The 22,241-nt window shown below is 36.1% G+C and carries 27 protein-coding genes; 9 read left to right on the top strand and 18 right to left on the bottom strand.

Annotated elements, in window-relative coordinates:
• Positions 1-4 precede the first annotated feature (4 nt).
• Entirely contained in the window at positions 5-181 is a 177-nt protein-coding gene (locus tag M902_RS16550) for a hypothetical protein (RefSeq protein ID WP_021268313.1), read from the bottom strand.
• A 201-nt stretch (positions 182-382) separates the two neighbouring features.
• Positions 383-811 carry a host attachment protein gene (locus tag M902_RS13425; RefSeq protein ID WP_021268242.1) on the bottom strand — a complete coding sequence of 143 codons (429 nt, stop codon included), beginning with the start codon at positions 809-811 and terminating at the stop codon, positions 383-385.
• Between the two features lie 163 nt (positions 812-974).
• On the opposite strand from M902_RS13425, the gene rlmF reads away from it, so the two are divergent.
• Positions 975-1,889 carry a 23S rRNA (adenine(1618)-N(6))-methyltransferase RlmF gene (gene rlmF, locus M902_RS13420; RefSeq protein WP_021268675.1) on the top strand — a complete coding sequence of 305 codons (915 nt, stop codon included), beginning with the start codon at positions 975-977 and terminating at the stop codon, positions 1,887-1,889.
• Between the two features lie 51 nt (positions 1,890-1,940).
• Here rlmF and M902_RS13415 read toward each other — a convergent pair whose 3' ends face one another.
• Entirely contained in the window at positions 1,941-2,432 is a 492-nt protein-coding gene (locus tag M902_RS13415; RefSeq protein WP_021268540.1) for a hypothetical protein, read from the bottom strand.
• A gap of 224 nt (positions 2,433-2,656) precedes the next feature.
• Here M902_RS13415 and M902_RS13410 point away from each other — a divergent pair, with 224 nt between their 5' ends.
• Entirely contained in the window at positions 2,657-3,445 is a 789-nt protein-coding gene (locus tag M902_RS13410; protein ID WP_021267834.1) for a hypothetical protein, read from the top strand.
• Positions 3,442-3,882 (top strand): hypothetical protein, encoded by a 441-nt coding sequence (locus M902_RS13405; protein ID WP_021268126.1) that lies wholly within the window; start codon positions 3,442-3,444, stop codon positions 3,880-3,882. Before M902_RS13410 ends, M902_RS13405 begins: the two co-directional genes overlap by 4 nt.
• A 10-nt stretch (positions 3,883-3,892) precedes the next feature.
• Here the strand turns inward: M902_RS13405 and M902_RS13400 are convergent, their stop codons facing one another.
• Positions 3,893-4,252, bottom strand: a complete 360-nt coding sequence (locus M902_RS13400) for a nucleotide pyrophosphohydrolase (protein ID WP_021268566.1) — start codon at positions 4,250-4,252, stop codon at positions 3,893-3,895.
• Positions 4,253-4,542: 290 nt separating this feature from the next.
• On the opposite strand from M902_RS13400, the gene M902_RS13395 reads away from it, so the two are divergent.
• Positions 4,543-6,171 carry an AMP-binding protein gene (locus M902_RS13395; RefSeq protein WP_021268364.1) on the top strand — a complete coding sequence of 543 codons (1,629 nt, stop codon included), beginning with the start codon at positions 4,543-4,545 and terminating at the stop codon, positions 6,169-6,171.
• Here M902_RS13395 and M902_RS13390 read toward each other — a convergent pair.
• Positions 6,168-7,334, bottom strand: coding sequence for a hypothetical protein (locus tag M902_RS13390; RefSeq protein WP_040314856.1), 1,167 nt, complete (start codon positions 7,332-7,334; stop codon positions 6,168-6,170). The two genes, M902_RS13395 and M902_RS13390, sit on opposite strands and share 4 nt — an antisense overlap.
• A 135-nt stretch (positions 7,335-7,469) precedes the next feature.
• Here M902_RS13390 and M902_RS13385 point away from each other — a divergent pair, with 135 nt between their 5' ends.
• Together M902_RS13385 and rluF are read left to right on the top strand one after the other, a co-directional pair.
• Complete coding sequence (locus M902_RS13385; protein WP_021268452.1) at positions 7,470-8,807, top strand: S8 family serine peptidase; 1,338 nt, start codon at positions 7,470-7,472, stop codon at positions 8,805-8,807.
• A gap of 72 nt (positions 8,808-8,879) precedes the next feature.
• Complete coding sequence (gene rluF / locus M902_RS13380; protein ID WP_084710571.1) at positions 8,880-9,767, top strand: 23S rRNA pseudouridine(2604) synthase RluF; 888 nt, start codon at positions 8,880-8,882, stop codon at positions 9,765-9,767.
• An 8-nt stretch (positions 9,768-9,775) separates the two neighbouring features.
• Here the strand turns inward: rluF and M902_RS16175 are convergent, their stop codons facing one another.
• The 7 genes from M902_RS16175 to M902_RS13345 form a co-directional block, all read right to left on the bottom strand.
• Positions 9,776-10,612 carry a sterol desaturase family protein gene (locus M902_RS16175; RefSeq protein WP_021268480.1) on the bottom strand — a complete coding sequence of 279 codons (837 nt, stop codon included), beginning with the start codon at positions 10,610-10,612 and terminating at the stop codon, positions 9,776-9,778.
• Positions 10,605-10,928: a hypothetical protein gene (locus tag M902_RS13370; RefSeq protein WP_021268054.1), complete on the bottom strand. Its 324-nt coding sequence runs from the start codon at positions 10,926-10,928 to the stop codon at positions 10,605-10,607. Before M902_RS13370 ends, M902_RS16175 begins: the two co-directional genes overlap by 8 nt.
• 23 nt (positions 10,929-10,951) lie before the next feature.
• A complete protein-coding gene (locus tag M902_RS13365) occupies positions 10,952-11,476 on the bottom strand; it encodes a hypothetical protein (RefSeq protein WP_021268109.1) in 525 nt (174 codons plus the stop codon).
• Between the two features lie 177 nt (positions 11,477-11,653).
• Positions 11,654-12,193, bottom strand: coding sequence for a hypothetical protein (locus M902_RS13360; protein ID WP_040314855.1), 540 nt, complete (start codon positions 12,191-12,193; stop codon positions 11,654-11,656).
• Positions 12,194-12,224: 31 nt separating this feature from the next.
• Positions 12,225-12,884 (bottom strand): hypothetical protein, encoded by a 660-nt coding sequence (locus tag M902_RS13355; RefSeq protein WP_021267789.1) that lies wholly within the window; start codon positions 12,882-12,884, stop codon positions 12,225-12,227.
• Between the two features lie 37 nt (positions 12,885-12,921).
• Positions 12,922-14,244 (bottom strand): M23 family metallopeptidase, encoded by a 1,323-nt coding sequence (locus M902_RS13350; RefSeq protein ID WP_021268336.1) that lies wholly within the window; start codon positions 14,242-14,244, stop codon positions 12,922-12,924.
• A gap of 62 nt (positions 14,245-14,306) precedes the next feature.
• Positions 14,307-14,810 carry a GrpB family protein gene (locus M902_RS13345; RefSeq protein WP_021268573.1) on the bottom strand — a complete coding sequence of 168 codons (504 nt, stop codon included), beginning with the start codon at positions 14,808-14,810 and terminating at the stop codon, positions 14,307-14,309.
• A gap of 45 nt (positions 14,811-14,855) precedes the next feature.
• Here M902_RS13345 and M902_RS13340 point away from each other — a divergent pair, with 45 nt between their 5' ends.
• Positions 14,856-15,815: a YeiH family protein gene (locus M902_RS13340; RefSeq protein ID WP_021268716.1), complete on the top strand. Its 960-nt coding sequence runs from the start codon at positions 14,856-14,858 to the stop codon at positions 15,813-15,815.
• A gap of 216 nt (positions 15,816-16,031) precedes the next feature.
• Here the strand turns inward: M902_RS13340 and M902_RS13335 are convergent, their stop codons facing one another.
• Positions 16,032-16,598, bottom strand: coding sequence for an NAD(P)H-dependent oxidoreductase (locus tag M902_RS13335; RefSeq protein ID WP_021268534.1), 567 nt, complete (start codon positions 16,596-16,598; stop codon positions 16,032-16,034).
• An 83-nt stretch (positions 16,599-16,681) separates the two neighbouring features.
• Between M902_RS13335 and M902_RS13330 the strand changes: the two genes are divergently transcribed.
• The gene (locus M902_RS13330; RefSeq protein WP_021267985.1) at positions 16,682-17,212 is read left to right on the top strand and encodes a TetR/AcrR family transcriptional regulator; all 531 of its coding nucleotides are present in this window, start codon (positions 16,682-16,684) and stop codon (positions 17,210-17,212) included.
• Here the strand turns inward: M902_RS13330 and M902_RS13325 are convergent, their stop codons facing one another.
• Positions 17,213-17,833: an HD domain-containing protein gene (locus M902_RS13325; protein WP_021268143.1), complete on the bottom strand. Its 621-nt coding sequence runs from the start codon at positions 17,831-17,833 to the stop codon at positions 17,213-17,215. It lies immediately after the preceding gene.
• Positions 17,834-17,985: 152 nt separating this feature from the next.
• Between M902_RS13325 and M902_RS13320 the strand changes: the two genes are divergently transcribed.
• A complete protein-coding gene (locus M902_RS13320; RefSeq protein ID WP_021267847.1) occupies positions 17,986-19,719 on the top strand; it encodes a PLP-dependent transferase in 1,734 nt (577 codons plus the stop codon).
• 13 nt (positions 19,720-19,732) lie between these two features.
• Here M902_RS13320 and M902_RS13315 read toward each other — a convergent pair whose 3' ends face one another.
• The 4 genes from M902_RS13315 to M902_RS13300 form a co-directional block, all read right to left on the bottom strand.
• Positions 19,733-19,945: a hypothetical protein gene (locus M902_RS13315; RefSeq protein ID WP_021267981.1), complete on the bottom strand. Its 213-nt coding sequence runs from the start codon at positions 19,943-19,945 to the stop codon at positions 19,733-19,735.
• A 59-nt stretch (positions 19,946-20,004) separates the two neighbouring features.
• Complete coding sequence (locus tag M902_RS13310) at positions 20,005-20,277, bottom strand: hypothetical protein (protein WP_021268522.1); 273 nt, start codon at positions 20,275-20,277, stop codon at positions 20,005-20,007.
• Positions 20,278-20,645: 368 nt separating this feature from the next.
• Positions 20,646-21,053, bottom strand: a complete 408-nt coding sequence (locus M902_RS13305) for a hypothetical protein (RefSeq protein WP_021268690.1) — start codon at positions 21,051-21,053, stop codon at positions 20,646-20,648.
• Between the two features lie 83 nt (positions 21,054-21,136).
• Complete coding sequence (locus M902_RS13300) at positions 21,137-22,237, bottom strand: hypothetical protein (protein WP_021268368.1); 1,101 nt, start codon at positions 22,235-22,237, stop codon at positions 21,137-21,139.
• Positions 22,238-22,241 lie beyond the last annotated feature (4 nt).

The raw sequence follows: 22,241 nt of genomic DNA, 5'->3' as shown, positions 1-22,241 counted from the left end.
CTTCTTACTTCCCGAAGAATTCATTACGGTATTCTTTGATTCCCGCTTCATTCTTTTTATCACAATCCTTTGCCGAGGCCTGCTTACTAACCTTTTCTTTTTCTACTTCTTGAGTCCTTGTCTCAGATGCAAAAGCTGATATTGACAAAAGAACACTGAAACCTAAGATAAGACTTTTCATAATTAATCCCTTGTTGTTTTTTTAAATTTAACACTTGGAATTGTTGAAATATAGGTACCAAACAAAGAATTCACACTTATGTTAACAATTTTAACAATAGTTTCTAAAGTCAATAAATCTAAATTGGTAAGAGAAATCTCAATATAAAAAAAGGGCCACTTAAGGCCCTTATGTTTTACAACTTAAGACTATTATAAACCACTAAGCGGCCATAATTTTTTCAATCTCACTATCGGGTAAGTTCCCAAGGTCTTTATTCAAAAAGTTACTTACATGCTTATTCAACTTACTATTTAAGTTATTTCGAATGACTCCTAAAAATGAGTTTTCAGCAACAATAATTAAATCATCAAAGCTATTCTTATTATGATTTTGATTGAGGAATTGATTTATCTCTTTAGCAAACATTTCCTCACGATGCTTCTTGTTAGTTTTTCTCGGAGTAAATGATTGATACCCATGGCCATTACTATTTGCCATTGAGCCGTGTCGATCAGAATCGACTTCCCCTTCTTTAAGCTTTATTTTTGGGTTCTCAAAAGACTTGATTAATTTTAGACTATTTCTTTTTTGCCGTTCATAAATACGTGCATTAGACTTACTTGCGACAACAACCCATGATCGATGCATATCTACCTCCAAGAGATATTTTTTCAATCATCACTCTATTTCATAAAAAACTCCAACAAATAAATAGTAAAAATTTCTTTTCTACAAGCAGGTGAACACAGTGTATTTTCTTCGCTAATCCCTTTTTTCTTATAAAGAACTAAAAATATGTTAAAAATATAGAATGAAAAATGAAAATAAAGCATTACATCACAGAAATCTTCACAACAATGGGTATGACTTTGAGGCCTTGATTAAATCATTCCCATCTCTGGCCGCTTTTGTAAAAGAAAACCAATATGGCAATCTGAGTGTAAACTTCTCTGATACAGAAGCAGTTCTATGCTTGAATCAGGCCCTATTAGCTCATTACTACAAAGTTGAAAATTGGAGTGTTCCCAAAGGAAACCTAGTTCCACCAATCCCCGGACGTGTTGATTATATTCATTATATTGCCGATCTTTTAGCTGAAGACAATAGTACAAAAATTCCAGTTGGCCCAAAGATCAAGGGACTTGATATTGGTACGGGAACAAGCTGCATCTATCCTATACTTGGTAATAGTATCTATGGTTGGAAATTTGTTGGTAGTGATATAAGCTCTGATGCCATAAATCATGCCAACTCAATCCTTAAATCGAATGCAAATTTTAAGAAGAATATTAAAGCACGTTTTCAAAAATCAACAAATCATATCTTTATTGACCTAATTAAGAGTGATGAAAAATTTGATTTTACGATGTGTAACCCTCCTTTCTACTCATCACAAGAAGAGGCAGATAAAGAAAGGGCCACAAAGATTAAGAACTTAAATGCAAATAAAGCTAAAAAAGGGCATAAACCTTCTACAAAATCGACTTTCGGTGGTGTTACGAATGAGCTTTGGTGCGAAGGTGGTGAAAAGGCCTTTGTGACAAATATGATTCAAGAGAGTATTGAGTTTAAGGATCAATGTCGCTGGTTTACCACTCTCATCTCTCAAAAAGAGAATCTCATTGAACTAGAGAAAGAGCTTATAAAACAAAGAGTTAGTGAAAGTCGAGAAATTGAGATGATTCATGGAAATAAAATTGCGCATATACTTGCTTGGCGATTTTAAAAGAAAGTCCATACCTCAATCTTAGGGAAATCAAGGTATGGACATATGAAATTAAAGAAGAATGATTGTATGAACAGCACCTTCTCTAACAACTTCAAATTCAAACATTTCTAGAGCTAGGTCTTTACGATCAGATCTCTTAGCGTTCTTAAGAAGTTCTACATCAGAGCTTGATAATTCGTCTAGAGAGATATTGAAAGCTACGAATTCATTTCTTTTTCCGTTATTTACTTCACCGTGACGATCAGTAGTACCATATGGTTTAAAGCTTAGAACAACTTGAGCTACTTCAACTTTTGAAAGTGTTACTTCTTTACAAAGACCTGTTTGAGCTCTATCTCTAACTGGAGCGTTTGAGTTACAGTTTGTAACAACAACATTTTTAGATTTTACAACTTCAGTAATTTTGAAATCAAATACGTTTACGTTTACAGTTCTAGATGACTCAACTTTTTTTTCAGTTGCGAATACATCGTATGAGATAGTCTTTGCTTGAGTTGAAAGTCCTGCGATTAGTGTAAGTGCGATTAATAAGTTTTTCATAAATCCTCCAAGAATTGGTTAGCAATGTTTTCTATGGAGGTAATTTGAACCAAACACGACAAAAAATATATATTCTTAAAATTATGTCCAAATTTTCAAAGACATTTGTCCAATATCCTAATTTTAAGGCCCTAGAGCGGACAAAATCTAGAATTTTGTCCAAATTTTTCATAGTTTTACAACAATTATTGATTAAATGAATAGTGAACGATATTTATATATTCATGCAAAATAGCATTTCCGCTACCCATTCAAAGCTTGGCCTTAGGGCTCAAGTACAGGCCGATATCAATCGCTACCTTGTGAATTTCAAGGACCCTAAGATTGGTCAAAGAAAGCTGGCCAAAAGCGCGGACATCCATCTGAAAACAATCCAAAGAATTTGTCGTCAAGAAAATACCCCTGGGCACATTACAATTCTTAAGATTTACCGCGTTCTTTTTGGTGAGAGCAATACATCTAAGCTTCTTCCTCTACTTCCAACAGTAATAAAAGAAGTTGTTTTAAAAGATGGAATTGATTTAACAGAGACTGACGTTGATTACTCTACAGTTATAAAAAATGAAATTTTAAAAAACGCTGTTTTTTGTGAAATCTACTTCTTAATTGATACAGCACCTGTTACGCGTGATCTAATTATGTTTAAATACGGTGAGCATGGACTACATATTCTTGATAATATGTTTTCTCTCAATGCCATTAAATATCTTGATGATGGTGCCATTACACTTGGAACCTCTAGAGTTCAGCTCGATGCTGAAATTATCAAGAAGGCCGGACTGACTTTATCAGAAAAGTACACAAAGTATCAAAACAGTGAAGTCACTGGTGATAATTTCATAGGACTATATGTTGAGTCTCTTCCAGAGGAAGCCTATCAAAAATGGCTTGAGATCGACAAAGAAGCATTTATCAAGAAAGCTGAGATAGCTAAACAGTATCGCACAAATGTCAGAGGAAAGAGAGTCTTTACCTATATGACAACTGATACATTTACAAAGAGTGAATTATGAAAGTTTTTAAGTGGATGGTATTATCTTTTATCGCTGCAAGTATTCTTGCCGGTGGAGACTATGGTGGCGGACCTAAAATTGTTGCTCTAAATAAACTCGACCACTCTGTTCACCTTGGTGATATTAAGCTGACAAAAGATAATGAAAAAGTCGAGCTAACAGTTATTTATCAGAGACGAGTTATGAAGTTTGACCCTTTCTTAGGAGAAAGAGATGCTCACAAGCTTAAGTACGGTAAATACGCTGAGGCAAGAGTCAAGTACGATAAAGGACTATTTAACCAAGACTTAATTGATGAATTAAGTGGCCGTGGACCAATTACAATCTTTAGATCAAAGTACAGAAAGCTAGTTAATGAATACTTCACGATTGATGAAGTAACTGATCAAGTTAATATTGATTCAGATAAAAGATATTTTGAAGTTAATATAAAATAATAAAGATGACCTAGAGCTCAGTATACTTCTTTGCTGAGCCCTTGGCTTTTTCAACTGGATATTTTTTCGCATTCTTATGCATTTTTCTAAGAGTAACCTCTTCAATATCAATTCCGGCCTTAATTGCAATTCTCATTAAATAAACAAATATATCAGCAACTTCATCCTCAAGCTTCTCTTTAAGATTTGTGTTTGAAGCAATATCATTAGACTCACTTTCTTTTAACCATTGAAAAATCTCAACTAGTTCAGAGGTTTCTACACTAAGGGCCATTGCCAGGTTTTTGATAGAGTGAAACTGGTCCCAGTCTCTCTCACTAATGAACTTACTTACTTCAGAGTTAATCTTTTCAACATTAATCGATTTCATATAGACCTTTTATACGACTCTTCTTGGGGAGTCTCCTATTCGATTATAATAATTTTCACATTAGCAATGCAAGTAATTGTCGATCTCAAATAGTTAGTACAATTAATAGAAAACATTCTTTAATAAATACAATAAATTTATGAGCAATAATCAAAAAGTAAATTTCCTGCTAGAGATAATTCCTTACTAAATAGTTAATAACACAAGTTAAAGTTAACCATCTTAACCATATAAAGTTTTACACAGATCAAATCCCCCTTATAATTAAACTAATACCTTAAGGAGAAGATATGAAAAGAAAGTACGTAGACCACTATAGTAATTTCGATATTAATGAGTTCAATAAATTCTTTGATGGAGATATCAATAACTCAATCAATGCTGCTGTCGAGTGTTGTGACCGCTATGCTGATTCAGATAAGATTGCCCTATACTGGGAAGGTGTAAATGGAGAAGAGGAAGCCATAACTTTTAAGAAGTTAAAAGATGAAACCTCAAGACTTGCAAACTTTCTTGTCGCTCAAGGAGTCAAACCAGGAGAAGTCATTTCAGGCCTTCTGCCACGAACTCCAGAGCTCTTGTATACAATCCTAGGAGCGTGGAAAGCTGGTGTAATCTATCAGCCACTCTTTACAGCGTTTGGACCTAAGGCAATTGAACAAAGACTAAATTCAAGTCAGGCAAAGATTGTATTTACTGATGATACGAACCGTTCAAAATTAGAACAACTCCCAATGAAGCCTAAGAAGTGTGTTATGGTTCGATCTATTGATTACAAATTAGCAGATGATGATTTTGATTTTCGTAAGGTCATGGCCGAACAAAGTGTAGACTTCACCCCAGTTATGAAAAAAGGTGAAGATACATTCTGTCTTCTTTCAACTTCTGGAACCACGGGACTTCCAAAGGCCGTGCCTGTACCTCTCTTTGCCCTATCTTCATTTAAGCAATATATGGACTTAGCAGTTGATTTAAAGCAAACAGATCGTTTCTGGAACCTCGCTGATCCAGGTTGGGCCTATGGCCTCTATTACTCTGTAATTGGTCCACTTGTAAATGGAAATGCTCTTCTCTTTTACGAAGGTGGTTTTAGTACAAAAAGTACAATACGTGTGATTCAAAAATATAAAATAACAAATTTAGCAGGCTCACCAACGGCCTTTAGACTCTTAATAGGAAATGGTGAAGAAGTATCTAAGGCCATAAAGGGACAACTTAGAGTTGTCAGCAGTGCTGGTGAACCTTTAAATCCAGAAGTTATAAATTGGTTTAAGAATAAGCTAGATGTTGTCATTAATGATCACTACGGACAAACGGAAACTGGGATGACGGTTAATAACCACCATGAACTAGAACATATAATAAAACCGGGAAGTATGGGTTATGCCATGCCTGGGTATAAAGTAGTCATCCTTGACGAAAATGGAAAAATCGCTCCACCTAATACTCCAGGAGTCATTGCTATTGATATCGCAAACTCTCCTATCATGTGGTTTAAGGGTTATTTAAAAACAGAAACTCCGGCCATCTCAAATGGCTTCTATACGACTGGTGATACGGCCGAACAAACTGAAGATGGACGCATTACTTATGTAGGAAGAAATGATGATGTCATTACTTCTTCAGGATATAGAATTGGCCCATTTGATGTTGAGAGCGTCCTTCTTGAGCACCCTTGTGTACTAGAAACGGCAGTTATAGGAATACCTGACCTAGAAAGAACTGAAATCGTAAAAGCATTTGTGGTTTTAAATAAAGGCTTTGAAGCTACGATAGAATTAAAAGAAGAGCTTAGCCTATTTGTGAAGAAAGGATTAGCGGCACACGCCTACCCACGTAAGATAGAGTTCATTGACGAACTACCAAAAACTCCAAGTGGGAAGGTTCAACGCTTTCTCTTAAAAAGTCGAGAAGCTTAAAATTTCATATTTGTGACAGGGCAGACAAATTCCTCAAGACGTTTCTTGTAGTCTGCCTCAAAGTCTTCGCGAGAAACTTTTGCAAGCTCACTGAATTCTGACTTTTTCATTTCAGCAACAAGATCAAATGGTAGATACATTTCAAGAGCAGCGAGGCCCCCATCAATTGAATCCACAAGATTCTTGTATCCACGGATATAGCCAAAGGCTTCATCTTGTCTCTTATAACCATCGTAGAATGCTGTTACGATCTCTGCTTTTTCTTCCATAGAAAGAAGATCACTCTCGCCTAACACCTTTCCCCAGTCATCCATAAATGGACCAACAGGAATGAGGAATTTTGAAGACTTTCTAAGACACTTTGGTTGTCTCATGGACATATGACGGTGATTCTCTTTTGAAGAGAATTCTTTATTTACCTTTCCTGTATACACAAGAATCGGGTCGTAGTTTTCATTTAATTGATGACCAAGTTTAAAGATTCGCTTATAAAAAGCATCTTCAGGGTCCATATTCCACTGAACCATCACGCGGTCAAGGTCCCCAAAATTATGGGCCATAAGAGGAGCCGCTCTTAAGAAATTGATATGATCCCTTTCCTCACGAAGCTTTTGCATAATAAGCTCTTCTTTTTTAATCTCTTCCAGAATAACATCGGCCATTTCCTGGGCAAGCTCAGTCTTTCTATTTTTAACAAGAGCACAGTAGGCACCAATGGCAACACTTAGCCATGTTCCCTCGTGAGTACTCATAACCGTATTATTATCGTTATTATAGGCCTTGCGACTAGTAACTTGAGCGTAGTCCCAAGTCCAAGACTCAATTGTAAGCCTTGCCATCTTATCGATATGCTTTGAAATATGCCCATGCTTCCATAGACTTTCACGAATTTGATTATCAACATCAGTTGGAACAAATGTTCCGGCCGTCGCCCAATGAGCACTAATACAAATATGAAAGTATTCCGCTAAATTAATATTACTTAGCTGTTTTAAGTTTTTCTTGTAAAACCTCAACTTCTCTAAGAAGGCACGTTTTTCACCAGTCGTATCCAGCTCTCCTTGAAAGAGAAAAGGTGCTGTATTTTCAACATGTTGAAGGAGAATATTTGGTGCAATTCCTACACCCTGTAGTGCCATAGCTGATTTTTTCTTTTTACTCATGGCCTCTTGATAACATGGTCTCCTTAAAATGAGTACTTATATTAGTAAGTTATATAGGTCGCATAAAAATTATACGGCCCTATTCATTAATACATAATGGGCCATTAAAGGGTAATCTCTTGATAAATTAGGCCCATGATAAAATCACTAAAAATTCTAATGACAATGGCCTGCCTTGTAAGTACACAGGCCAACGAAATCAATGCTCCACTTATTCTCGGTAAGAAACTCACTCCATTTTGGGCACAAGAGTATATTGGAGCCGACCTTATTAAGGACGAATTAAAAAAAATACAGAACTTAAAGAAAATCGATGTGGCCGTAATCGATATTGGATTTGAAAAAGATCATATAAACCTCACTGAAGATATTGAGGTTCCACCACAATTAAATGGCCGAAGAAGAATGATTGGAGATCACGGAACAAGTGTCGTTAATATTTTTAACGGACCTTATGGCATTACTGATCAACTGAATCTCATGAGCTTAGGGCGAGTGAATTATAATTTTCTCTATTCTTACTATTGGGATACATACGTTGAAAGTAATCGCATTCCTCGAATTATAAGTAACTCAGTTGGCTGGTCTGATAATCAAGATATAGCAGATATAGCCAATGAGGCCTTTGAGAAAGATGTTCTCTGGTTTCTAGCATCAGGAAATGGTCACCCAGAAGAAGAGACATCAAAAGTTGAAAGAGAGTCAAAGGCCCTTCTTATTGGAAGCTTTTCCCCTTCAGGCTTAACTAGCTCAGATACACAAAACCATGAAAGCCTACTCGTCCTTGCGCCTGCAAATAATGAGCTTGCTACAATTGATGGACGAGGAAGACATTCTCTCTTTGGCGCAACGAGTGGCGCGACTCCAATGGTTGCAGCGAGTGTGACAAACGTCCTATCTTTTCTTCCAAAGTTAAAACATCATCACGTAATTGCGCTGATAAAGAAGACAGCATTTAAGTCAGTTGAAAACAAACTTGGTAACGAAAGAATGCCAGGGCTTTTTAATGGTTATAAATTCTTTAAAGTTGCCCAAAGGGTTGCAAAACAATGTCCTAATCAAGATAAAACGTGTTTAGATCAAGTAATTAAAGACAGAGAAATTTATCAGTTCACTAAGACCAAGGTCATTTCATGTAAAAAGTTTAAAATGACAGCAACAGTGGATCAAGATGAAACTCTAAAGGCCATGAGAACATCAGCGTTTCTTGGCAATAATGAACAGGCCAGAGAGCTAGCTTGTGCATATGACTATATTGGCTTCGAAAAAAATGCTCAGTATTTTCGTTTTATAACAAGTGACAAGCTTGACCTTAAAGCAATGGAAGAATCAGCAATGAAGGCCATTGATGAAGAGATTTATGGTATCAGTTATTATCGCTACCGCTCCCATTATTCGGATAAGTACAACACGTACATTAAAGAACATAAAAAGATAGGACCCTATTTTAAAGAATCTCTATTGAGCTTCTAAATAGGATTAATCTGTGCTAACTTAGCTCAGTTTTATAAAGCATATGGACAGAAAGTGAATAAAGACAACTCTATGAGAATCAATAAGTATATTAGTCAAAGCGGTATTTGCTCACGACGTGAAGTTGATGGGTTAATAGATCAACAGCTAGTCAAAATAAATGGAGTAATTGCAGGGATTGGTGCAATTGTTAACGAGGGCGACATTGTTGAAGTTCGAGGCACAGTCGTCAAACCAAAAGTTGCGGATAAAGAAATTATTATTGCCCTAAATAAACCACGCGGAATTGTTTCAACAACTGAAAGCAGTGAGAAGGATAATATTGTTGACTACGTCAATCATGTGGAGAGAATCTTTCCTATCGGACGCCTTGATAAAGACTCTCAAGGCCTGATCTTTCTGACTAATAACGGTGATATCGTAAATAAAATCCTGCGCGCAGGTAACAATCATGAAAAAGAGTACATTGTAACAGTAGATAAACCAATCAATGACAACTTTATCAATGGCATGAGTGGTGGAGTTCCTATTTTAGGAACTATGACGAAGAAGTGTAAAGTTGAACAAATGAGTATGATGGTATTTAAGATCACACTCGTCCAGGGCCTAAACCGACAAATTCGTCGTATGTGTGAATACTTTGGCTATACTGTCACAAAGCTGGATCGCGTACGTATCATGAATGTGAGCCTTGATGGTCTTGGAGTTGGTGACTGGAGAGAGTTGAGTGAAGTAGAAGTGGCAACTCTTTACAAGCTAATTGAAAGTTCTTCTTCTGAAGATAAAAATTCAGTAAAAAAATCTCCAGCTAGAAAGCCTCAACAATCACAAAAAAAGAAAAAGAGTAAGTACGATAGGCTCTTTAAAGAGTTAGACAAGGAGTTTAACTTCAGTGGCAAGACAACAAAACGTGAAGAAAAACGTAAGCAAAATGCTAAAGGCAAGCACCGACGTCGTTAAAAACATATTTAATCTGCTCCAAATTTCAATTCTTCTGACTTCTTTGGTGAATATAAACTTCCTGCGATCTTATCCCAAAAAGTAAAACATGTACCATAGTTCTTATTAAAGTGCTTAGGGTTTGAAGAATGATGAATTTGATGCATATATGGGCTTATAAAAGCCTTTTCGAAAATACCAAATCGAATTGGAACACTAGAGTGTCTAAGATTACTAAAAGCACTATTAAAAATCAGACCAAAAATATTAACACCAAGAGCTGTATAGAAAATATCGAGAGAACCAAAAAGAAATGCTCCAATGGCCGTAACAATACCTCCGGATAAAGCATTTCGAAATGTAGCGATTAGAACTTCCAAAGGATGCGCTCTATATAATGTTAATGGATTTAAGCTTGTTGCAGTATGATGTGTACGATGAAGCTTCCAAAGAAATGGTACTCTATGCATTACCAAATGAACTCCAAAACGAATAAAATCATCGAAAGCAAATGCTAACGCAGAAAATAGAACAATTGAAAAAGTCGAAACCTCAATAGAGCTTCTCAAATATGGAAAATATTTCAAGAAGAAAACTTGTAAGTACCAAGCGATTTCAATGCTTAACCCCGCTACCGAAGCGAATACCGTAATTTTTAAAAGTGAATTAAAAAGAAATAATCCTAAATCAGTATGAAACGAGGAGTCTTTAATCGTATTTAAAAAAGATACTTTAAAACTTCTTCCATTCTTTAAATTCCATATACAGATTACAAGAATGGAAGATAAGAGAAATGGCAAGAAGAGCCGTGAAGAAGCTCTTTCAAATTGCCAAATCTCATTAATATAGTCTTGTAAATTAATCACTGTCACCTGTTGCCTGAAGAGTCTTAATTCCAACAGCGTTTAAGCAATCAAATGTTATTTTACGGTTTTTAAATGCTCCCATGCAAACATCACCATTCTTAGTTTTAATAACAAATTCCTTGCTATCAAAAAAGTACTCAAATTTTTCAATTTGCTTAATTGGAAAACCGTCAAGCTCTAGAGCAGATAGTGTCGCCATCTCAACACCTGTTCTTTGTAAAGCTTCGGCCTTTCTTGCCTGAAAACTATCAACTAGCTCATTTGCAAAAACAGCGCTTGCTACAAGTGTAAGTAATAATACTAATATTTTTTTCATTCATTCCTCCCAGAATATTTCATTTATTCCTTATATCCAAAAGTAACTAAAACCTGTTTCCCGTTCTCACCACAAATATTCTTAACTCCGTTTACAGCGAAGCCGAAAGCTATTTGCATATACCCATGTGAACCATCGTAGAAGTATGGAAAGTAGTCCATTAAAGAATCGAAGTAATTCTTTCCTGCTTCACAACTACTATCACCATCCAAACTGTAAGCAACAGAGTTCTCATAGAGCCCTAAATTGGCCCTTGTCTCTAATGTAAATAAAACATCATACTGGCATGTCGTTGACTCTTCTTTAAAAAGTAAAGACATTTTCAAGCGGTCTAGTCCAGCATCACTAGAGAGACTTAAAAACTTTGTATTCCACTCTTTAAAAGCTTGTGGCATACCTTGATCTGCTTCTCCAAAAGATCGACAAATAGTTCTTTCATAGTCAGCTTGATAGACTTGTCCTGGTAAAGTAAGGCCTTTGGCCAAAGCACTACTTCCAATAAAAGATAGCACTAAGATTGATAAGAAAATGGTAGTATTTTTATTCATAGAATTACCTTTGTTTAGTTTGTTTGACTTATAAAACAAATGTTTTAGTTTTTCAACATTCATTGAATAAAATATAGGACAAATATCGACTTGCTACCAAAGGACATCAACTTGTGAATAGATATGAATAATTACGAGGACTTACAATAAGCCATAAAGGCTTGAGGTAAAGAGTAGCTAGAATGCAATATCAAGAAGGAGATCAGCTGCTTGATCTAAAAGTTTATCAAGGGCACTTGGCTTTATTTCTTTTTGTAAAAATGGGCCATCTGAGTAGACGGCAGACTCTAATACTAACCCAGAAGAGATGAGCTTTGCTTCACCGTTAATCGTTGTACCACCAATAAAGTTAAAACCAACAGTTTCACCATCAGCTACATCACAACTAATCTCTGATTTTTTTCGATTTAAAAACATTTGCGTATAATAGTTTTCAACTTCAACATCATCAGTGAAACAATGCGTGCACCCTTGGTAATTCGGTCGCGGTGTAGCCACAATCTTGGCCATAGGAATTACACATTGCTCTTTTCCATATGTTTCAATAAGAATGACTCGCCCTCTTTCAGCAGAAAGAGTAGTCTTACTTATCTTTTTGATTTTATAGGTTTTGCTTTTTTCAGTTGAAGTACGAATTGTTAACGTATTCATTCCATCGCCATCAGCGTGGCCAATAAATACAATTTGAAATATGAGCAATACTTTAATTAGCCTCATGCATTCTTATCGTAATTTTTAACTAACTTCTTTAATCGACGATAGCATCAGGTACGGTAACGTAGCGAATTCTTTGTTGCAATTCTTTTGAAATATTATTTTTAATCCACTTCTTTAAGTCACTAACATTTCTTTGTCTCATATAAGAGAGATCCACAAGAATATGAATATTACCAACGGCCTCAAGCTTATGCTTGATACTATTTCCCGCCTTCTCAATATTAAAACGCCAAGAATGAGTCAGAAGTGGTGAGATTGGTGTTTTCACATCCCAAAAGACTCCATCACCATCAACAAATTCAGTACCCTCAGGCCCTCTTTGAATCCCATCAGCAATGATTCCCCTTTCTTGAGCATAGAGTCCGCTTACGGCCTCAAGCTGACTCGTTTGAGTTTGCTTAAAGTTATGGTCTGGATCTGATGCGAGAGAATCAAAGTCTTCATGAGATAGGTATTTTGGATTAACTGATGCCCCTTGCTCTTTAAAGATATGCCAAAGCATAATATTCTCTTCAAGATTTAAAGGTGAAAGAAAAGTTCTAAGTGCACTTGAGCAACTTATTTCTGAAACAGATCTCGAAGTAGAGTATGAACTTATCGAGCGCTGAATTTCTTTCGTACTAGAAGAATAGAAACCAAGGCCTAAAAAGGCAATAAACTGAATTGATAGTACAAAGAGCTTTATACGCATATAAACGTTTATCGACAATAATTAGTAATAGTTGAGCTTATTCTTTAGGTAAGAAGCTAAAATTATCAAGAGCACTTGGAAGGCGCTTAATCTTATCTAGATTGGCCACAAGATATTTTGATTCTTTACTAATTTGTAAGTCTGCAACAACACCTTTGATCTTACTAACTTGTCCTTGTAAATTAGCAAGGCGCTCACCTGTAAGCTTAGGTGTTGCAATCATTCTCTTATTTAAAGGATTCATCCATCTTCCTCTTGAATCTTTAAAGCCAAAGTGAAGATGTGGGCCAGTTACTCTTCCTGTTGCACCAACTGTTCCAATAACTTGGTGAGACCTAACCCATGCTCCTACTTTTACACTACGACGATTAAGGTGATAGTAGTACGAAGTTGATCCATCTCTATGCCTAATACCAATTTTATTACCTGCAAACTTATTATAAGTAGACATGATAACTTTCCCTGCAGCGACGGCATGTACTCGCTCACCTCTTCTACCTCTCAAATCAACACCTCTATGCATTGCACGCCTTCCCGTCACTGGGTGCATACGCCAACCATAATTTGAACGCACGTGAAGTCTAGAAAGCGGATAACGAAGTCCAGAATTAATAAGGGCCTGGCCATTTGGTGTGTAATGAGCTGTATAAGTTGAGCTCTTTTCCTTATCTTCATAGAAGTAAGCTTCATGACTTCCAGCTTTTACTCCACTATAAGAAGTAAAGAGAACTTTTGTTTGAACAGTTTTATTAGAGTGCTTTCTTTCGCTAAGAAGGATCTTATATTGATCTCCCGCTCGTGCATTCATTCTAAAATTCACTTTGCAAAGAAGGACATTGATAACCTCATTAACAACTGATCTTTCTAGGCCCATGGCCAAAAGATCATCTTGAAGAGTTGATCCCGAGTTGAGATTTCCTTCAATCATTCGCGGCTGCCAATAAGTATCCAGCTCATTTAAAGAGTAATCCCATTTACCAGTATCTTCATTTAAAGAAACAACGTGAGTTTCATAATCATTTTGCGCAAAAGAAAATTTAATAAGCATATTAAATTCATCAAAGGTTGCCTCTAAACGATCACCTACTTTAAGCTTTGAAAACTCAACTTCATCTCTAAGTTGGTTGATTAGATTCAATGCTTGCTTATTATCGATATTAATATTTTTCAGGGCCTGATACAGACCTTGTCCCCTTTTAACCTTCCCTTTTTTTACAATGGTTGTATGAATAAGGGGGCTTTTGACAATCATTTGTGTAGAGGCTTCTACATTTTGAGAGACATAAACTTGTTGGCAGCCAGTAAGGCCACTTAATAGAATTAAGCTAATAAATAATTTCGACATCTTACCAATAAGCATAGCAAACTTATCGGAATATACCAAAATTTCTTAACGAACTCTTAACGAAAGCTAAATAAGAACTAGCTAATTTTAGAAAGTACCGCCTCAATAAATCTGCTCTTCATTTCTTCATAAAGACCAATATCATTTGAGTGATTTTGTATGAGATTCAATTTGGCATTCTTATACTCTGTCGCAATCATAGGCTCAGCGTTTAGGTAATCTCTAAAGTCTAGAATATCGCTGATCTCGATATCACCTTTCTTAAGAATACGAACACTTGTAAGAGCTCTATCCCCCTCAGGAGACTTACGTTCAAATAAGAAATGTTTTGAATCATTTGAAATTAATGAAAAACCTTGGGCCTTGAATTCATTTCTAAACATTTCAATGCCATCGAGAGTATGGACAACACATAGAATATCAAGAGTTGGACGGGCCACAACTTTTGGCATGGCAGTTGAGCCTATATGCTCACAACCCATTAAATTATTTCTCAAAAGCTTTGCCAGAGTCTGACTCTCCTTTGCAAAAACCTTTAACCAAAAATCATTATATTCTACTAACTCTATTTTGTTTTCCATGTGGCCAACTTAGCATATTCATAAAAAGAGTGCGATACTAAAGTTATGAAAAATCAAAGCGTAAAGAAATTTCTATTCATTATTCTCTCAATCCTTTGCTTAAGTCCATGGGCCTCTTCGGCCATTGCTCTTTTTGCAGGCATCTTATTTTCATTATTTATAGGAAATCCATTTCAGGATTGGACAACCAAAGCAGTAAAGAAGTTACTTGCCCTTGCAGTTGTTGGCCTAGGTGCAGGAATGGACTTAAATGTAGTAACAAAGGTTGGGATGCAATCAATTGGTTTTACTGCGCTTAGTATCTTAGCGGTCTTTGCTGTCGGTAGTGTTTTAGGAAAGCTTTTTAAAACTCCTCTTAACACTACTCTTTTAATTAGTTCTGGAACTGCCATTTGTGGTGGAAGTGCAATCGCTGCCGTCGCTCCAGTCATCAAAGCAAAGAATCATGAAGTGACAGTATCTTTGGCCGTTGTTTTTACACTAAATGCAATTGCCCTATTCGTCTTCCCATGGATTGGCCACTTATTAAATATCGACCAAACTTCATTTGGACTTTGGTCGGCCTTGGCCATTCATGATACAAGTTCCGTTGTTGGAGCTGCCTTAAGTTACGGCCCAAAAGCGCTTGAGGTTGGAACAATTGTTAAGCTAGTTCGTGCTCTTTGGATTATTCCACTAGCTCTTATCTTTAGCTTTACAACTGCCGTGCAACTTAAGAAACAAAACGCTGTTACAACAACAAAAACAAAGAAGCCTTGGTTTATCCTAGGCTTCATCACGGCCGCGGCCCTCGTTACTTTTATTCCTGAGTTAAAGTCTACTGGAATGATGGTTTACGCTGGAGCTAAAAAACTTATGGTATTAACTCTTTTCTATATTGGCTCTAGTATAACTTTAGAACATATTAAAGAAGCAGGGATTAAGCCAATGCTTCAAGGAGTGCTTCTTTGGTGTTTTACTGCCGTAACAACACTTACTTTGATCATGTCTAATATTATCTCTTAGGGGCGCGGGTACCAATCGAGATTATAAATACTTACGTGTGATTCAAACTCAGTTCATCTCAAGTATCTATCAGAACTAAGATAATCTAGGTGTTCTATACTCACGATAGCCTTATTTATGACATATCTAGCTCTATTTTCACTAAATAAAGTGAGTAAATCAATTACAAGTTCCCGTAATCTCGAATGGTACCCGCGCCCCTTTTACTTTTAGGATTTAATCAATATACTTCATTTTCTCTATCCAAGACCTTGTCTTGTGATCATTGAAATTGCGTACGGGTCCAACCAAAATCGTTTGCTTCGTTTTAATTCCTGAAAAGCCAAGAATTAAGCTTTTAAGTAGTTTTGGTCCCAAGTTACCTTGTACATACTTATAGAAAAACGGTGGCGTATCCATTGTCGTGACAATGGTTGCTGTTTTTCCTTTTAGAAGTTTGGTTTGAAAACTTTGGCCTTGCTCAAACTTAAAGGCAAATCCAGGCAAGAATACGCGATCAAAGAAACCTTTTAGTTTAGCAGGAAGACTTCCCCACCAAGTTGGATAGAAGATTGCAATATGATTGGCCTCTTTTAAAGAAGCTTGTGCTGAAAGAAGAACTTCTTCGAGAGGAATGATTTCTTTATAGCCTTTTTCTAAAATAGGATTGAACTCTATTTCAGATAAATCAACGAAGCTCACATGGTTTCCCTTCGCCTCCTGTGCCTCAAGATAAGATTTGGCAAGAGAGTGTGTAAGAGATGTTGGATCAGAATGACCTTGGATGACTAAAATATTTTTCATACGCTCCTCAAAGTTAACACTTGTTTACATAATATAAGTTAACACTTGTTTACTTTCAAGACTAAAGAAGGCAAAATGATGAAATGAGAAAAAAATCGGATACTTATCATCATGGCGCTCTAAAAGAATCGATCCTATTAAATGCAAGTCAAATCATTGCAGAGAACGGAAGTGTCGATTTTTCAATAAGAGATATTAGTAATGCCTGTAAAGTTTCACCCGCTGCAATTTACAAACACTTTAAATCAAGAAATGAGATTGCAGTTAAACTTGCTCTACAAGGAGTGAGTCTAATTAAAGAAGAATTCGATATTATTTCAAACTCAAAGTCCCCTAGTCTTTTAAAATTTTGTAAAGCTTATATAAAATTTGCCAAAGAAAACGAGGGACACTTTAGGGCCATTTACTTTAAGAAAATTTGTACAATGGATGAGTTTCAAGAAGTTGAAAAAATAACAGATCAACTTTATGCATATCTGTCAGAATTAATTGATTCAAAGACAAGATTAAAGAAAGTATTGGCCTGTATCCACGGCGTTTCGTTTCTTATCATTGATAATTGTGCAGAATTTTCTGAAAAAGAAATTGATAAGATACTTAAAGATATAATCTAATTATATTTCAGTTTTAAGTTGAGTTAAAAAACTATGAAAAAAATCAAGTCTTCGCCTCCCCTCTTCTTTTCCAGCTTCAGTATTAAGACGATCATTTAGTTTTAATAACTTTCTTTCAAAGTGATCCAAAGAATAGCTCTTGTCATCTAAAGAGCGATCTTTCGCCCAAGGATCTTCCAAATGATAGTACTTTGACTTCATTTTAGTTCCACAGCTGGCCCATCTCATCACGCCAATGGCACCCATTGCATCGAGCTTATCAGCATCTTGTAAGATCTCTGATTCAATCGAGCTGGCCTTTAAGTTAGCACTATATGAATGTTCTAAGATAATTTGTGCGATATGCTCAATTTCATTGTCAGCATAATCACTTTCAACAAGTAGGGACTTGGCCTTTTGTGCAGCAAGAGTGCTGGCCTTACTACGGTGCTCACTATTTTTAGGAATATTGATAATATCGTGTAAGTACGCTGAAGCAATTAAGACTCTCAAGTTTACTTCATATCCTTGAGAGAGCTTCTCACACAGTTGTGTAACTCTAATAACATGTGACCAGTCGTGACTAGGATCATCATGGTCATAATATGACCTGATCTTGTCTAATAAATCTTTTTTAAACACTTAATACCTTATAACTAAATACTATTTCTCACAGTGTCATGATAAGAATAATTTTAACATCCAGTTCAAAAAAAATCTCCTTCCAAAGGCCGACATCTGATATTTTATATCGTAGAATCTCACCAAATATTGAATCAATTACGGAGTTCCTCATGAACGCAAATCTTAAAGAAACATTAACGCAAATCGTAAACAATATGCCAACAGACTGGCTTCGTTTAACGACGCATAGACTTGATATCTACAATGAGTCTCTAGCGAAAGTTGAGTTTCTTCAAAAATTAGAAACAGGTGTTGAGCTCGAAGAGCTTCCTACTGCATATGACTATATTCGTCTCGGTCACCCTCTTTCATGTGTTCTCGAGTGGGCCATTGCAAAAGAAGCAGATCTTAATCCAGAGAGTGTTATTTCATTTTCTTCTGATATGATGCCAATCCTTGCGGTTCTTCGTGCAAATAAATTTCTTGGTATTCGCACACAGATTGTTTGCGAAACACCTCTTTCGGAATTAATTCAATCAGTTTATCAATATGACTTTATTCAAAATCAAGAAATAGATAAAGACTTCGATGGAATAACGATTGTTATAGACGGCAGTGAAAAAGCTGATATCAATGTTGCTCGCTATCCGAATCTTGGAAGTGTTATCATTGTAAATGATAACAATACTGCTTATATTAAAGAAATTCAGCACGTGAGACGTCGTGAATCAATTGCCATGACTCCTCAAAACTGTCTTACTGTTATTAAGGCGATGCTTGGGGAAAGTACAAAAGGTATGAACGCTGTTGATACAACAGAGCTGACAAGAACAATTCAAGAAATTACAAACTCTAAAACTCAAGTAGCTTTTAGTAATTGTGGCCTTTCTGCTCAATATGCAATCATGATGGGACAAATTCACTTTGCAAATAAAAACCACCCAGGAAAAGATATTAAGTTTATCGTTCCTCCAAATTGTTACGGTGGAACAAATGACCAGGCCAGACGTGTAGCGGCCTGTATTGATAACGTTGAGATTATTGACCTTCCGGTTGATAGTGGTAAGGATATGGTAACTGAGCTCGAGCGTATTCTAACAGACGTTGCTCATGCGGATGCAGTTCCATATATTATTGGAGAGATTCCAACTAACCCGCGCGTTGAAATTCCAGACTTAATTAAACTTCGTGAAACACTTAAAAAGCCAAGATTTACAAATGATGGTGCAACAGCTGTTGGTGCAGTTTTTAACCTCGATCAAACATTTTGCCCAAATGTAAAATTCTTTGGCGATCACGGCTACCTTAATGACGTTAAGGTTATTTCTTATGTAAGTGGATCAAAATTTCCAAGTGGAGGTCTTTGTACAGCAGGTTATGCTGTTGCAAGTGATAGTGCCGCTGAATATATGAGTTTTGTTGAAAATCACCTAAAGCTTTGTGATAACGAAGCAACTAATCTACAACTGCAAATTCTTACTCGTGAAATGCCAACAATGAACGAAAGAATTGCTAAAGCCTATGCAAACACACGTGGGTTCGTTGATTATATTCAAGAGCAACTTCCAAAGGCCAAGATCAACTTTGTTTCACATGAATTAGCAGAAGCGACTTTTACTCCTTCAGTATTCTCTCTGGATCTTCCAGCTTCTAACGAAGAACAAAAGCGTGAACTTAATCATAAGCTCATTCGCATGATGATTAATGCTATTCCAGAAGAGAGCAAGCACTGTGTAAGCTATGGCCAACTAAAAGGTTGTTACTGGACAGTTCCAGCGACATCAACTCAAGGAACAACGAAAGAGAGCGACAAAGACTATATCGTTCGTGTTTCTGTTGCTGCCGACTTCGATCTTAAAAAGCACCAAGAGGTCTTCAAGAAATTTGTGAAAGAAGCCTTTTAAACAGAAACAAACACTAGGTTAAAAAGATTGTATTAGAGCGAATGCGCATTTTATCACTTACACGAGTAGGAAAGTATTTTTTGACATTATCTTTTTCGAAATGGACTTCGAAATAGTCAAAGACGCCGTCGTAGAGTTTAAATATATGAGTTACTCTCCCTACTCCAAATTCGTCAGAATATACTTTTGTTTTATTTTCAATATGCATTTCGAAATCAATAATCATTTTTATCTCCTAGAAAAATTGTAAAGGCGCCAATTATTGACGCCCAATTTATTTAGAAACTAATAACGATCGTATGATTTTCTTTTAGATGTTTTTGCCATATTCACAATTAACGATCTTCCCATAAAATTCTTATCGTTAAGATTGTTAATCGCTTTCTCAGCATCACTAATCGTTTCCATTTCAACAAAACCAAAACCTCTAGCTCTACCTGAGTCTTGGTCTCTTATAACGTTTACCGCTACAACATTTCCTTCTTCAGCGAATAGTTTTTCAAGGTCAGAGTTTTCGATATCGTATGATAAATTCCCTACATAAATATTTGATTTCATTTTTACCTCCAAGGTAAATCGGCCTTTACAATAATCAATACTTGTAAAGGATATTAAGAGACTGTTGCCTCAGCTACACAAGATTGTGTAAGTATATTTTAAAATTTAATTATTCAAACTGTTGCTAATAGCGAAAATAACCTAGGATCATTTATTATTACAAATCCTATAGTCAAAAAGATATTTATTTTCAGTGATTGCTAGCTACTTGGCCATAAAGAAAATCTCGACTTAACTAGTATAGCTCATCAACGCACCAATAGCAAACAACGGAAATACTGTGCAATAACGAAGGGTTGTGATTTTGCTAGAACAAAGAAAGCAAAACCTTAATACTTAATACAACTAGCGCTTTCGATGAACAAAAACTAAGGAAGTTTAAATGCAAGTGCTGAAACACTCTCTGGTATTAATTCATGTGAAATTGCCGTAGCAATTCTCCATTCAGGCATAAGCTTATATATTTTCTTTAAGCAAACAGCACGAATGGGACGGACAACATCTCTATCTTCTGCACAATTCTTAAAGAACTTCATTGCTGCTGATCTTTTAGAATGATCGACTTGGGCACTTGCATGAATTTTCCCAATTAGCTCACCGGCTTCTTTTATTAACTCAGGTGTATGGTGAACTTCATCTGCAGTTAATTTTTGAAGGTCTTCATTAATTGGTAAAATATTAAGCTCTCGGTCAAATTCTTCTTCTATCGTTTTATCATTGTCTCCACTATGTTCAAAATTTAACTTCTTACTTTGATTTACTTTATCATTACTCATCGATACTTCTCGACTTTCAGGATGGTTCAGTAAAAGCAAGAACGCCATAGTTGCTAATGTTAAAAAGAGTATTCGCACCTTCATTACTTAACCGATGCCTCTATAAGCATATTAGATTCCTCGATACTAGATTCACTAAAGTCTCCTTCAGGAGTTGAATCCATCATCTTTGGAGCAGGTGTATTTCTTAACTCAAAAAGCTGACTCTTTGCTTTTTCATACATTGCCGTAAAGCGATCGAGCTCTTTTTGAGAGAATTCATTTTGTGAAGGGCTTAAGACCATAAAATCGATATAGAAGTCGATAACCTTCTTATAAGATTCCATCTCATGAAGTAGTTGCTCTTCACTCTTACGATGCGAGACTGTAAGCACGCGATCAAAGCCATCAGCAATTGATGCTTCTAGTTTGGTCTTATCTTCTACACTACAAGTTAAACAGTTTGCTAATAGGTTCTTAGTTGCGATGGCCTCTAGTTGATAAGAACCGTTTCCATACATCTCACAGGCAGAAAACCCATACAAGGTATGTCCTTCGGGACATGTATGGTGATTAAAGCCAACATGTTCAGAGTTCCCATCACTATGTCTAGCTTCATGAAAAAGAGTTCCAAGGCGCTTAATCTTATTGGCTTCTGAGTTTATTTCGTCATTAATTAGAATACTATTTAAAAAGAGCCCTTCACCAATTTGTAAAATTCCTACTCTTGGAGAAGTTGCAAAAACTTTTTGGCGATTAATTTTAGCACCTTTTAAAAGTTTTGATTTCTTCCCACTTAGGTAGAGTCCTGCACCAATATTTGACATAACGACCACACCACCAAAGGCATCGGTATTTTGAAATGATGAACTTCCAGGAAGAGGTGTTGCAGGAAATTCATAACCTCTTTTTGTGACATAGTTACGTCCACGTATACGGTAGTCTTGGCCAACAATATATTTTACACGATTGAAAATCCAATTATAAAGAGTCGGCCCATTCACTTCTTCAAGCTCAAAGAATAAAGAAAAGTCAGAATCTAAATTCTCAAAATCTGATTGATAGAGATATGTAAGATCTTCCTTTAAAGAAAACACCTGATTAGCAGGAATAGAAGAGTCAAAGTAAATACCACCAAATCGCTCAGCGGCTTGTGAAGTTATTGAAATCAATGCCATAAAAGACAATATTTTTAGCGTATTCATGAAG

Source organism: Bacteriovorax sp. BAL6_X, from assembly GCF_000443995.1.
Lineage (GTDB): Bacteria > Bdellovibrionota > Bacteriovoracia > Bacteriovoracales > Bacteriovoracaceae > Halobacteriovorax_A.
This window is presented reverse-complemented; position numbering and strand designations above follow the sequence as displayed.